The organism is Desulfoluna sp. CLI2B, from assembly GCF_056847375.1.
Window position 1 is genome coordinate 14505 of sequence record NZ_CP186557.1, and the last position, 13165, is coordinate 27669.

Here is a 13165-nt window from a genome sequence, read left to right on the forward strand (position 1 = left end):
GACGCGTTGCCGACGGTGTAGGGACTTAGGTACGTGCGCTTGCGCACCGCCGAAGAATCGTACTGGCCATGAAAACCCATCTGCAGGTGACCTTCACAACGCATAGAAATGGCAAAAGGCGTTGGTTATCCGAACAAATGGTGCGCAAGCACACCCTACGGAATGTCACATTTCGAGGTGGCCCACCTCGCCGCCGGAGGCAGTCTTATGCCGTTTCCACGCACGCTTCGTCCAGGGCATGGCTCCAAAGGGTGGCCCGGTTCCTGCCATCGTGTTTGGAGCGGTAGAGGGCCCGGTCGGCCCGGCTGATCCACTCCAGGGCATCGCAGGGGGAGGCGTCCGCCCGGTTTTCGGCCACGCCGAAGGAGAGGGTGATGCGAAGGGAGTCTCCGGGGATGGGTTTCCCGGCCTGGTCCACTTTGGGGAAGGCGTGGGTTTCGATTTTTTTGCGTATGCGCTCGATCATGGCGATGGCTTCGGGGCCCGTGGTCTCATCCAGGACCAGAAGGAACTCTTCGCCGCCGTAGCGCCCTGCCACGTCAAAGTGTTTGCGCATGGAGGTGGAGAGCAGCTCGCCCACCTCCTTGATGACCATGTCCCCCTGGATGTGGCCGTGGGTGTCGTTGACGGCCTTGAAGTGGTCGATATCGCAGATCGCCACGGAGGCAACGGCCTTGGGCTTTCGGGCAAAGCGGTTTCGGATGCGGGAGGCTTCTTCTTTGATGCGACGGCTGTTGGCAAGGCCGGTGAGGCTGTCGTAGACCGCGAGTTTTTCAAGCTGGGCCTTGATGAGGATGGTGCTGAGGAAGTTGCACATGATCTCGCAGACGCTGGCCTCGTAGTCCCGCACCCTTGATTCTTCTCCGCAGTAGTCCCCGCCGAAGAGGTAGCCGCCACCCAGGCTCTCCGGGAGGTAGACAAACCCCATCATGTCGCACCCCTCGTTGGGCACGTTGATGCAGGAGACCTTTCGGGAGGTGAATGCCTTGACCTCGTTGAGGTAGATCCCTTCGGCACGGGTAAGGTCCAGGATGAGCTTTTTTCCTTCCTTCAGGTCTTCACGGTAGCCCTTGGGATCAAACACGCGGGCCACTTCCAGGATCAGCCAGTTGTCCACCACGTTGCAGACTTCATAAAGGACACTCACGTCAAAGGACATAGCCTCTGTCATGATCGAAAGGGGCATGGTGAAGCAGGCGTCCCCTTCGGTGTGGGGGTCCATGCCGGTGAGAAAGGAACTCAGGGAGCCCAGCTGGTTGAGAATGTGCTTGGCGTCTGTTTCGACTTTGTCTATATCGCTGCGGGTCATTGCACCTCCTTTGCCCATTAGCCAGGTATGATCAGAAGAAGTACTATCGCAATTTTCCGGACAACACGCCAGTATTATACGCATGCGCACCCAGATGCCGGGGCTGCCCCGGCCGGGTGCGCATGCGGTTTGGGTGTTCATTTTTCTGATGGCTATCCCCCCGGAAAGAGAACCCGGCCCACCTGAAACGCCACGGCCCCCATGGTGATGGAGACGGCGAAATAGTAAAGCAGGGTGCCTGTGGTCCATCGTACAGAGCGCGTCTCTGCATAGATGGTCCCTAGGGTGGCAAAGCAGGGCAGGGAGAAGAAGATCGCAAAGACAAAGGCCAGGGCGCTGGCCTGGGAGACCCCTGAGGACGCCAGAAACGAGCTGAGCCCGTTGTGGACAACCGAGAGGAGCTCCTTGTCCATGATGATGTTGAAGAGGTCGGCACCGGTGGTGGTGGCCGCTCCGAAGATGACGGCCATGGTGCCCAGAGTGGCCTCTTTGGAGGCAAAGGCCACGATAAAGGCGATGCAGAGCCGCCAGTCAAAGCCCATGAGCTGGCCCAGGGGCTCTAAAGAGCGTCCCAGGCAGGCGATGTAGCTTTGGTGGATGGTTGGCCCGGGAAAGTAGATCCCGGCCCAAGTGAGAAAGGAAACCCCTGCCAGGAACCAGAACCCCTGGTGGTAAAAGGCCTTCATGCGGGTGAGGCTGTAGAGGCAGACGTGTTTCATGTCCGGCTTCTGGTAGGGGGGCAGTTCCATGATGAGGCCCGTGGGCTCACCGGGCACCACAAACCGCTGCAGCAGGCGGGAGGTGACCACCATGTGAAGGCCGGTGACGGCAAAAAGGGCGAGCATCACCCAGAGGGCCTTGGAGCCGAAAAAGATGCCGCTGAGAAAGGCCGTGACAATGAGAAGGGATTTGCACGGCACAATGGGAATCAGGGCCAGGGTGAGCATGCGTTGTCGCCAGGAGTCGATGGTGCGGTTTGGCTACCCCCGGTGCCGATGACGTCGCAGATGAGCCCCATGAGCATGGGCATCACGGATTTGCCGTGGAGGCCGAGCCGTCGCATGAACGGATCGAAGATGTAGGCGAGCCGGGCCATGTAGCCGGAGTTTTCCAGGATCCCCATGACAAAAAAGACCGCCCCGATAAAGCCCATGATCATCAGTCCGAGGCTCACACCGCAGAGAACGCCGTTGCACACCATGGCCGCCAGCCAGGCCGGGGCCACCCGGGCGATCGCGTCATGGATGGCGTGGGTGGAGAAGAAAAGGGCAAAGGCCGGAACCATGAGGGGAATGGCCGACGGCGTAGGCCGCCACAATGCCCAGCAGGAGAACACAGGCGGCCACCCCTTTGCCCCAGACGGGGTGGGTGGCCAGCCTGTCAAAGCGTCCCTGGAAGCTCTTGGGCGTTCGGTCTGCCTGGGATCGCACCTCCGAGAGGATATGGCTGATCCATGCGTATCGGGCTGTGGTGCCCGCCACGAGGCCGTCCGGGCATGACTCGGTAAGGCGGGCCACCTCCCGGGCTGTGTCACGCCCCATGGTCTCTTGGACTCTTTCCAGGATCTCCGGGTCTTTTTCCAGGCATTTCACCGCCAGCCACAAGGGCGGCATGCCCGGGCGGGTGTGCGGCGCAAGGGCCTCGGAAACAGCGGGAAGCACCTCTCCGAAAGCCGCCTCCATCTCTTCGGCCAGCACCGGGGCACAAGGGACAGCCGGTGTACCTACGGAACCCAGCAGGGCCTCGATCCCCGTCTCCTTTTTGCGGTCGATGGCCGACAAGGGCACCACGCGCATTCCGGTGAGGAAGGCGAGTTTTTCCGCGTCCACCATGATGTTTTTTTGGGCTGCCAGGTCCATTTTGTTCAGGGCGATCACCGTGGGAACGTTGAGCAGGGCCAGCTCCGCCACCATGTAGAGGGATCTCTCCAGTTGGGCCGCGTCCACCACCGCCACCACGGCATCGGGGCGCTCTTCGGTGAGAAAGTCCCGGGAGATGCGCTCCTCCATGGATCCCGCGGTGAGGCTGTAAGTACCGGGCAGGTCGAAGATGTGGACGGTTCGTCCCCCTGCCTTCACTTGTCCCTCTTTTTTCTCCACGGTTTTACCGGGCCAGTTGCCTACGTGCTGGTTTGCCCCGGTGAGGCGGTTAAAGAGGGTGGATTTTCCGGTGTTGGGCTGGCCCACCAGGGCCACGGTGAGGTCCCGGTCACAGGCCGGAGTGCAGGCGGCGGGTTCTGCGTGGCAACACCCGGCTGCACACCGCCCCTGGCAGCTATTTGCTGGGTTCATGGATGGCGATCCTTTCGGCGTCGTGCCTGTCAATGGCCACCAGGGTGTCCCTCAGGTGGACCAGAAGGGGAAGTGTGCGGGTGTTCTGCACGGCCGTGACCCGCGCTCCGGGGGTAAACCCCATGGCCGCTGCCCGGTTCACAAAACCCGGCGTCCCGGAAAGGGCCTCGATGACCGCGCTGCGGCCTTTGTTCAATTGCTCAAGGGTAGACATACGCCTTGGTCTCCTTTCATCAGAAAAATACATTTACCCGACCGCCCACCACGGCGGGCTCGCCCACGCGACCGGCGTTGGCGAAGGTGTGCTGGAGGTAGGTCTCGTCTAGGAGGTTGCGTCCGTAGAGGTAGGCGCCCCAGGTGTCGCTTTCGTAGCCGACCTTGGCGCTGACAAGGGTGTAGCTCTCCTGGCGGGTGGTGTTCTCCTCATCCATGTATTTCGGGCCCATAAAGGCGGTGGTAAAGGAGGTGAAAAAGCCGCTCTCGTGGCGGTACCGTCCGCCCAGGGTGGCGCTGTACTTGTTGGCGTTGGGCAGGTCGTTGCCCGCAAGGTCCTTGCCGCTGGGGTGGTTGTCAAAGGAGTCGAACTCCCCTTCCAGCCAGCCCAGGCCCATGAGCAGGTCGAACCGGTCGGCCACCTTGACGATGGCCTCCACCTCGGCTCCGTAGCTATGGGCTTCGGCGGCGTTCTGCATCACGGCCACGTTGTCCTTCATGATGCTTACCTGCATGTCCGTGTAGTCGATGTAGAAGAGGGCGGTGTTGAGCTCCAGGCGGTTGTCGGCCAGGAGTCCTTTGTAGCCCAGCTCCCAGGTGACGGTGTACTCGGGGTCCACAGGCTCTTTGATGGCGTCGAGTTGAAACTGGTTGGCAGCGTAGTCCCCCACCTTGTAACCCCTGGAAACGGAGCCGTAGGCGTGCTGTTTGGGGGTGAGGGCGTAGCTCAGGCTGGCCGAGGGCATGAGGCCCACCCAGTCGTCATCCCGGGAAAAGTGGTCCGCGGGTCCCAGGGCTGTGCCGCCCAGTTCCGTGCGCCCCTGCCAGGTGAAGTCCCGCCGTTCATAGTCCACCCGAAGGCCGGTGCGGAGTTTCCAGCGGTCCAGGAAGGTGAGGGTGGTCTGTCCGAAGAGGGCGCCCCCCTGGCTGTCGATGGTGGCATCGGCGATCTGGTGCATGCCGCCGGGGCCGGTTACCGGAGGGCCCGGTGCATCCTGGCCGAAGCTGAAGTCGGTTAAGATGTCGTTGGTCTCGGCCAGGAAAAAGAGGCCGCCGAGCCACTGGAGTCGCCCTTTTTCTCCGGAGAGGCGTACCTCCTGGGTGACGGTCTTGAACTGCTCGTCAAAGGCCAGGCTCATGAGGTCTGCCGGAGAAAAATCCATGTCGTAGGAGAAGCTGTAATCTGAGCTGCTCACGTTGGTGATGGTGGTGAGCTCAAAACCCGGAAACGCCTTTTCCCAGGTGAGGGTGGGCGAGAAGAGGGAGCCTTCGTTGCTCCCTTTTTCGTTGTTGGTTGTGGTGCGGGAGACCCCTGTTGCCAGCGGGGTGAAGACGTCAAAGGCCCCGTCGTAGCTGTCCCCGGTGATGCTGAGGCGAAGGGTGTTGTCCACTGCTGGTTTATACTCCCAGGTGGCCCGGCCGGAGAACTGCTCGTGCTCGCCCCCGTCTTCTTTGTCACGGTAGCTGTTTTTGTAGTAGCCGTCCCCTTTGGTGTAGCCCAGGGCAAGTCGATACCCCTGTTTGGGCCCCAAGGGCCCGCCGAATGCCGCCTTGAACCGGGTGGTGCTGAAGCGTTCCACCTCAAGGGAGCTGTCCATGGTAAAGACTTCGGTGGGTTTTCGGCTGATAACGTTGACCATGCCTGCGTGTGAGTTGCGCCCGTAAAGGGCCCCCTGGCTTCCCCGGATAAGCTCCACCCGTTCGGGGTCCAGGAACATGTCCATGCCCACATAGGGGATGGTAACGCCGTCCACGTTGGTGTTCCACACCTTGTTCATGTTGGTGAGGCCGCCGATGCCCCGGAAGACCACCTGGGTCGTGTGGGAATCAATTCGGTTCACGTTGATGTTGGGGGCGAGTTCGGTGAGCGTATCGATGGTGTTCTTGCCCAGATCGTCCATGAGAAAGCCGTCCACGGCCGTGACGTTTCCGGGTACATCCCGGATGCTCTCTTCACGCTTCTGTGAGGTGACGGTGAGGCTCTCCAGCTCGGTGGCACCTCGCTGTTCCTTGGCCGTGGTGTCGGCCGGGCAGACCGGCGCGGAGAAGAGGAGCATGGCGCTTATCAGGGCGGCGTGCTTCAGGGCACGGCGAGCGGGGGGAGTCTTGCGGTGGGTGATCATATTCCGTTTTTTCCTTCCTTCGTTCATTCAGTCCCTGTGTAACGGCCCGGGCCGCGTTTCCTGCAAACCGTTGGCCCGAAGCCGATACCTTACATACGGCAGGCAAAGGGCCTGGGCTTTGCCGAACGGACCGATGGTGTTGCCAGGCGACACAATTTCTTGGGCGGAAGGAAAAAATACGGATTAACGAAAGAGGCCGGAGGGGGAGATGCCGAAGTGCTTCTTAAAGGCTTTGGTGAAGTTGCTGTGCTGGGCATACCCCACCTCAAGGGCCACCTGGGTGATGCTCATCTGGCCGGTCTCCAGCAGCTGCCTTGCCTTTTCCAGGCGGTGGATCCTCAGGCAGTCGTAGACGCTTTTTCCGTAGAGTTCCCGGAACCCGTGGTTGAGCTTGTTTTTGTTGGTGCCCACGGAGCGGGCAAGCTCGGGCAGGGAGGGCGGGGACTCCAAATTCCGGGTCAGGAGGGTGTGGGCCATGCGGACCCGCTTGAGTTCCCGGTCGGTGAGGGGACACGGCGGGCTTAAGGGGCATGCGTCCGGCAGGAGCGCCTGGAGGCTGTCCCGGATCAGCTCCAAAGCGTAGGCCTGAAGGGTTACAAGGCGGAAGGGCTCTTCGGGGCCCAGGTCGAGGATCCGGTTGACGGTGGCGGCTGTGTGGGGGGAGAGGGGAAACCGCCGGTAAAAGTGTGTGTGGTCGTCGCCCCTGATGATGTCGTGGCATTCCCGGGGAAGGGATTCCGCCTCCGGGCCGGTGAGGGACATGAGAAGGGACGGGTCCACATAGAGCATTACGCCTTCCAGGGAGACCCCCGATGGCGGGTAGGTCACCCCCTGCCAGAGGGGAAGGTAACTCATGATCCCGTGGCCCGCCTGGAGATGCCAGACGTCCAGTTCGCCGTGTTCATAGGTGATCCTCTGGCGGATGTTGCCTGCGCGGCTGAAGGCGATGGTAAAAGGCGACGTTTCGATTTCAAAGGAGAAAGAGAGGTTGGACAGAAGCCGGTAACATCCGATCCCAAGGCTGAGGCCCGGGCGAAGCTGAATCATGGACATGGAACCGCAGCCCATCTCTTTGGGCCATTCCCAGCGTCTTTCAACATGTTCGGAGCTGCCCTCCAAGGGGGCATCGGCTTCGAAGAAGCGGCCGAACAACCGGTTTGCCTGAATGGATTCCGAGCCCATGGCGCTCTCCCGGGAACGAATCGGCCGAAAGGTTTCCGGCCGTGTTTTTGTGTTCTGTTTTGATTCTGCTAAAAATATTTGGTCTTCCTAAAATAAAGGGGTGGTGTAATACGATGATGGATTTGTGTCAAGGCAGAGAATAAGGGAAGGGGTGAAGGGACAGAACAATTAAAAAGGATTTTGTTAAGCTCTAATTTTCCTTCGGCGGGGCGCTTTTTATTTGAAAAAAGCGCCCCAAAGAACGTTCCTCACGCACCAGAGCCAGTTTAGAGCTGAATAGCTACAGAAAAAACGGTTCGAGTGATCATTATAAAAAAGCCAGGCCCCGGGGCAGTTGCCCCGAAGCCCGGCTCGGGTGAGGTAAGGTAAGGCGTTAGTTCTCGTACCAGATGGTCTTGGTGGCCATGTACTGCTCAAGGGCTTCAAAGCCTTTGTCGCGGCCGCCGAAGCCGGACATCTTGTAGCCGCCGAAGGGGGTTCCGATGTCTCCTTCGGAGAAGCAGTTCACGGAGACGGTGCCAGCCTTGATGCGCTGGGACACGCGGTGGGCGCGGCGAATGTCCGAGGTGTAGATGGAGGAGGCCAGGCCGTATTTTGTGGCGTTGGCAAGCGCTATGGCTTCCTCTTCGGTTTTAAAGGTGGTGACGGCAAGGACCGGGCCGAACACCTCATCGTTAAAAAGGGACATCTCCGGGGTGACGTTGTCGAAGATGGTGGGCTCGATGCACTTGCCCGCCCCGGCATCCACGGCCTTGCCGCCGTAGATGAGGGTGGCGCCCTCTTTCTTGGATGCGTCGATGTGGGCCAGCACCTTACGGAAGTGGCCTTCTTCGATCATGGGGCCCATGAAGACGGACATGTCCGCTGGGTCGCCGATTTTCCATTCGGGGAGCTTGGCGACGATGGCTTTGATCACCTCGTCCTTGATGCTCTCCTGCACCAGCAGGCGGGATCCGCAGCTGCAGTTTTCGCCCATGTTGTAGAAGGCGGCGTCCAGAATCTGATCCACTACTTCATCCATGGGGTAGGTGTCTTCGAAGATCACCTGGGGGCTTTTGCCGCCGCACTCCAGGACGATCTCCTTGAGGTTGCTGTCCGCCGAGTAGTGGAGGAAGTAGCGTCCCACCTCGGTGGAGCCGGTGAAGGAGACCACGTCCACCTCGTTGTGGAGGCCCAGGGGCTTGCCCGTGGCTTCGCCGAGGCCGGTGACCAGCAGCAGGGCGCCTTCGGGGATCCCGGCCTGGTGGGCCAGCTGCACCATGCGGTAGGTGCTCAGGGACGTCTGCTCAGCGGGCTTGACGATGATGGAGTTGCCTGCGGCAAGGGCCGGGGCCACTTTCCAGGCAAAGATGGTGGCAGGAAAGTTCCAGGGCAGCACCGCGCCCACCACGCCTATGGGCTCCTTGACAACCATGCCGAGGTTGTTGCCGGGGGAGGGGGAGACCTTGCCGAAGACTTTATCGGCGGCTTCGGCAAACCAGGCGATGGTGTAGCTGGTATCGGGCAGGTCAAAGCCGATGCATTCCTTGAGGGGCTTGCCCACGTCCTTGCACTCCAGGGCGGCCAGCTCTTCGGCGTGCTCATCGATGAGTCGTGCCCACTTCTGGAGCACCAACTTGCGGTCGTAGGGGGACATGCGGGACCAGGTGCCCTTTTCAAAGGTGCCCCGGGCCACGGCCACGGCTTCGTTGACCACTTCTGCGTCGCAGAATTCCACATGGCCGATGACGCTGTTGTCAAAGGGGTTCAAGGTGGGCGTCATGGTTCCCTGGGCGCTTTTCCTGTTGGGGATGATGGCCCTGGCTTCAAGGGTGCCGTTTTTTGCCTGTGCAAAGATATCCTCTTTGGATAACGGTTTGGCGTAGGTCATATTTTTTTCTCCGTTAAACTGCCTGTGTGTCAAAAGGCATGATTCAGGTGCCTCCGGCGGTGCGGAAAACCTGTTTGTCAAACTTTTCAAAAGTTTGGCCCCCGGCAGGGCCGCCGGAGGCAGAACATGCCTTAATTATTTAAGTAAATATTACGACTGGCACGGGGGCGTGACGCCCCCTGCGCACGACTGCTTTCCGCGATAGACCATGGCCAGGCCGCCCACCGAGGTCTCCCGGTAGAGGGCGGGCAGATCGTGGCCCGTGAGTTTCATGACGGAGACCACCTCGTCAAAGGAGATGAGGTGAGAGCCGTCGGACAGAATGGACATGTGGGCAACGGACAGGGCCCGCGTGGCCGCGCAGGCGTTGCGCTCGATGCAGGGGATCTGCACCAGGCCGTCCACGGGGTCGCAGGTGAGCCCCAGGTGATGCTCAAGGCCCATCTCGGCGGCGTACTCGATCTGGCGCAGGGAGCCTCCCAAAAGCTGGCAGGCCGCCGCAGCCGCCATGGCACAGGCCGAGCCCACTTCGCCCTGGCAGCCCACCTCCGCGCCGGAGATGGAGGCGTTGCGCTTGATGACGTTTCCGAACACCCCGGCCGTGGCCAGGGCCTGGAGGTCCAGATCAGAGGCCCTGGGTTTTTTGCAGGTAATAGAGAACCCGGGCATCACCCGCAGGAGCCGGTGGGGGCCGTGACAACAGTGCCGCCCCCTGCGTTTTCCTCTGACACGGCCAGGGCGTAGGCGGTGATGAGGCCGGTCTCCTGCATGGCGTCCCCGGCAGAGCGGGTGCGCTGGTACACGGTCCAGGATTTGCGGCCCAGGCCGATGGAGCCGGGCAGTACGCCTCGGGCGGTGAGCCCTTTTTCCACGGCGGCTTTCATGGCCTGCCATACCGCGGCCAGGTGATCAAAGGCGGCGGCGTTTTCGTGGTCTTGCACGTACTCCCAATAGGTAATGCCCCGCCCATGGCAATGGTCCATGATCTCCCCGAGGGTTTGGTGGGGATACACGGGTTCCTCTTTCAGGGTCATCTCGCCGGGGGTTCGGATGCTGCCCCCGCCCACGCTGAAGAAAATTTGCTCTCCAAGCAGCTCCTCTTCATGGGACAAGGCTTCAAACTTCATCCCGTTGGGGTGCTGGGGCAGGCTGTGGTCCGGCTTCCAGGAGACGTCCAGGCGGTTCCGGCCAAACACCTCGTAGAGTGCCTGATCGGTGAGGTGCCCTTTGCCGGTGGCGGCCAGGCTCCCGTACAGGGTGACCCGGAATCGGCTGGCCGCAGGATACCGGGAGGCAAACTGCTCAGCGGCAAACCTGGGACCCATGGTGTGGCTCGACGACGGGCCGAGGCCGATGCGGTACAGTGCGCTTAAGCTCTCCATTCAACCTCACCGAAAAGATCGGGCAAAGGCCACGATGTCGTTGATCAGCACGTCGGGCTCCTCCAGGGAGGCGAAATGGCCGCCGTGGGAAAAGGCGGTCCAGCGCTGAATGTTGTAGAGGCGCTCGGCATAGGAGCGGGGGGGCCAGGGAAAGCTCTCGGCAGGGAACATGGCCGCGGCCGTGGGAACCTCCACCCTGGGGCGCTCTTTGGTACCCAGGATGCGTCCTCCCTCTTCCCGGCGTCCGTAGTAGATCCAGGTGGAGGTGTTGAAGGTCTTGGTCACAAGGTAGACCATGATGTTGGTGAGCATGCCGTCCTTGGTGTGGGCGCTCTCCACGTTGTCGCCGTCGATGTCCGACCAGGCGTGGAACTTTTCCACGATCCAGGCGGCCACGCCCACGGGGCTGTCCATCATGGCATAGCTCAGGGTCTGGGGCTTGGTGGCCTGCTGGGTCCGGTAGCCGTTTTGCAGGACCACCCTGGGCAGGGTCTCGCAGGATTTGGCCCAGGCTTCCTCTTCCGGGGTCTGGGGGCCGTCAACGTGTCTCATGGTGGGGAAGTTGATGTGGATGGCCCGGCAGTGATCCGCGTGATCGTAGCCCAGCCAGCTGGAGATGGCGCTGCCCCAGTCCGCGCCGTGGGCGTAGTAGGAGTCGTAGCCCAGCACATCGGTGACCAGGCTGTTGAGGACCCCGGCCATGGCGCGGGGACCAAAGGGGCGGGGAGGGCGGCCGGAAAACCCGAACCCGGGCAGGGAGGGCACGATAACATCAAAGGCGTCTTCCACGCGTCCGCCGAACCGCTCGGGGTGGGCCAGCTTTTCGATGATGTCCAGGCTCTCCACAAAGGATCCCGGCCAGCCGTGGCTGATGAGCAGGGGCATGGGGTTGTCCCCGCTTCCCTTCTCAAAGATGTAGTGCATCTCGATGCCGTCGACCTCGGCCTTGAAGTGGTCGAAGGCGTTCATTTTCTTTTCTTGGGCGCGCCAGTCGTAGCCCTCAAGCCAGTAGGCGCAAAGCTCTTTCATGTAGTCCAGGTTGGTTCCATGGTCCCACCCTTCGTCCTGGGTCATGTCCTGCCATGGAAAGTCGGCGACCCGTCGGCGAATCTGTTCAAGGGTTTCTTCTGAAATATCAATTGTAAAAGGCGTAACCATACAACATGTCCTTTGCAGTCATGGGCCCCTGCATAAAAAGGGGCTGCCATGACGTCTGTCTATTTATATCTACGGGGATGACGCAGGCCGACCAGGTGTCGGCCCGTGGTCATCCGCTACACGGGGCGGCGTGGGCCGCCCGGAACGTGTGGTACCAAGAGGCTACCACGCGCGTTTTTGAACAAATTTAAAGAAGAAGAGGGCAATGGGCATCACCACGATGTAGGCGATGAAAATGGGCAACATGATGGACCCTTCCGTGGGGATAAAGGGCAGGTTCAGGTACACCAGCTGGATAGAGACGGTGATGAACACGTTCATCACGGCGAGTTCCACGGCTGCAGGCGATTTGAAATCCGGGTCCACGATGCGGAGCAGCAGGATGCCCGAGGCCACGGTGCCGGTGTAGCATCCCAGGATGGCCAGGCCCCGCTCAAACCCGTACTCGGGCATGCGGCGTGCAAACCAGAGGATGAGGAGGTAGGTCACAATGGCGGCCACGGCAACGGTGCAGAGGAAGGGGACGATGATGGCCTGGATGTCGCTCATGGAGATGCCCATGAACACGGCACAGATCATGTAGTCGATGGTGCTGCTGGTGACGCCGCGGACCGTGGCGTTGTCCAGCACATGGAGGCGGTTGATCTTGTCCAGCACCTTGCGGGTCACAAGGCCCGCGATCATTCCCCAGGTGTAGAGGAGACCGAAGCCCAGGCCGTTGACACCCTTGGGCATGTTCACGGACCAGGCCAGGGCAAAGACGTATCCCACCCCGTAGAGTGCTCCCATGATGGCCAGGTGAAAGGCCAGGTTGTCGATGTTGGCCGGGTGGGTGGTGGTTCGGGTGCACTCGGTGGCCTCGCCTTTGCCCATCATGCCGGTGAGAAGGCTGGTGGGAAGGGCTTTGGAGCTCTTGTCCGCAACCCATCCGTTTTTGATGCCCCGGTTGGCCAGGGGGATGCCGAGGCAGATGGCGCAGAGGAATCCCATGGCGCCGAAGGCAAGGCCGACGCTGCTGGCGCCGTGGACCCCGTAGGTGCTCTCCCAGATGGTGCCGAAGGCCTGGGCCGCGCCCGGAGACTGGGAGAAGCCGGAGCCCACCAGATAGCCGAAGCCGGTGAAGAACTCTCCGCCGGTGATCATTTTGGCGAACTCAAAGATGGATTTACCGGTGACGCCCTGAACCGCGTAGACCAGGCAGTACATAAAGGCCATCCAAAGGGCGCCGTTCTGAAGCCATGTGGACTTGCCGCTGTCCACCTTTTTGTCCTGCTGCAGCAGGCCGATGCCCACAAAACCAAAGGCAAACAGGTGAAAGACCATCACCCCGAAGACCTTGGACGGAATGGTCACCCAGCCCTCGGGCGTGGGCATTCCGATGAGCCCGGTGTTCAAAAGGACAAATCCGATGACGCCGCCGATGAGGGACGACGGGATCAACCGGTTTTGCAAAAACGGAATCTTGTTACGTAAAAAAGCACCACCAACAAGCAGAATACTGATCCAGATAAAGGCGCCCACATATGGGTAGAATGTCGCTGACAAAAAGACCTCCTCTCGGCCCAGGGGGATGCGGTTCCCTGATCCATAAAAGTAACGGTTAATTCCCCGGTGTTACCCCACCGTGCTGCGCTGCC

General features: G+C 60.9%; 12 protein-coding genes. All 12 read right to left on the minus strand.

Annotated elements, in window-relative coordinates; translation table 11 throughout:
* Window positions 1-205: 205 nt before the first annotated feature.
* Window positions 206-1309: a GGDEF domain-containing protein gene (locus ACOYW2_RS00115; protein ID WP_482414712.1), complete on the minus strand. Its 1104-nt coding sequence runs from the start codon at window positions 1307-1309 to the stop codon at window positions 206-208.
* 152 nt (window positions 1310-1461) lie between these two features.
* Window positions 1462-2256 (minus strand): nucleoside recognition domain-containing protein, encoded by a 795-nt coding sequence (locus ACOYW2_RS00120; protein WP_482768955.1) that lies wholly within the window; start codon window positions 2254-2256, stop codon window positions 1462-1464.
* A complete protein-coding gene (locus ACOYW2_RS00125) occupies window positions 2238-2594 on the minus strand; it encodes a nucleoside recognition domain-containing protein (protein WP_482768956.1) in 357 nt (118 codons plus the stop codon). The genes ACOYW2_RS00120 and ACOYW2_RS00125 overlap by 19 nt, the downstream gene beginning before the upstream one ends.
* Window positions 2548-3600, minus strand: a complete 1053-nt coding sequence (locus tag ACOYW2_RS00130; RefSeq protein ID WP_482768957.1) for a FeoB small GTPase domain-containing protein — start codon at window positions 3598-3600, stop codon at window positions 2548-2550. Before ACOYW2_RS00130 ends, ACOYW2_RS00125 begins: the two co-directional genes overlap by 47 nt.
* Window positions 3584-3814 (minus strand): FeoA family protein, encoded by a 231-nt coding sequence (locus tag ACOYW2_RS00135; protein WP_482421196.1) that lies wholly within the window; start codon window positions 3812-3814, stop codon window positions 3584-3586. Before ACOYW2_RS00135 ends, ACOYW2_RS00130 begins: the two co-directional genes overlap by 17 nt.
* A 19-nt stretch (window positions 3815-3833) precedes the next feature.
* On the minus strand, window positions 3834-5936 hold the full coding sequence (locus ACOYW2_RS00140) for a TonB-dependent receptor (protein ID WP_482768958.1): 2103 nt from the start codon (window positions 5934-5936) through the stop codon (window positions 3834-3836).
* A gap of 183 nt (window positions 5937-6119) precedes the next feature.
* Window positions 6120-7118 (minus strand): helix-turn-helix domain-containing protein, encoded by a 999-nt coding sequence (locus ACOYW2_RS00145; protein ID WP_482768959.1) that lies wholly within the window; start codon window positions 7116-7118, stop codon window positions 6120-6122.
* A gap of 373 nt (window positions 7119-7491) precedes the next feature.
* The gene (locus ACOYW2_RS00150) at window positions 7492-8988 is read right to left on the minus strand and encodes an aldehyde dehydrogenase (protein ID WP_482768960.1); all 1497 of its coding nucleotides are present in this window, start codon (window positions 8986-8988) and stop codon (window positions 7492-7494) included.
* A 150-nt stretch (window positions 8989-9138) separates the two neighbouring features.
* Entirely contained in the window at window positions 9139-9657 is a 519-nt protein-coding gene (locus tag ACOYW2_RS00155; RefSeq protein ID WP_482768961.1) for an L-serine ammonia-lyase, iron-sulfur-dependent, subunit alpha, read from the minus strand.
* Complete coding sequence (locus ACOYW2_RS00160) at window positions 9657-10370, minus strand: serine dehydratase beta chain (protein ID WP_482768962.1); 714 nt, start codon at window positions 10368-10370, stop codon at window positions 9657-9659. The genes ACOYW2_RS00155 and ACOYW2_RS00160 overlap by 1 nt, the downstream gene beginning before the upstream one ends.
* Window positions 10371-10376: 6 nt before the next feature.
* On the minus strand, window positions 10377-11528 hold the full coding sequence (locus ACOYW2_RS00165) for an epoxide hydrolase family protein (protein WP_482768963.1): 1152 nt from the start codon (window positions 11526-11528) through the stop codon (window positions 10377-10379).
* A 162-nt stretch (window positions 11529-11690) separates the two neighbouring features.
* Window positions 11691-13073, minus strand: a complete 1383-nt coding sequence (locus ACOYW2_RS00170; protein ID WP_482768964.1) for a sodium/glutamate symporter — start codon at window positions 13071-13073, stop codon at window positions 11691-11693.
* Between the last annotated feature and the right edge of the window lie 92 nt (window positions 13074-13165).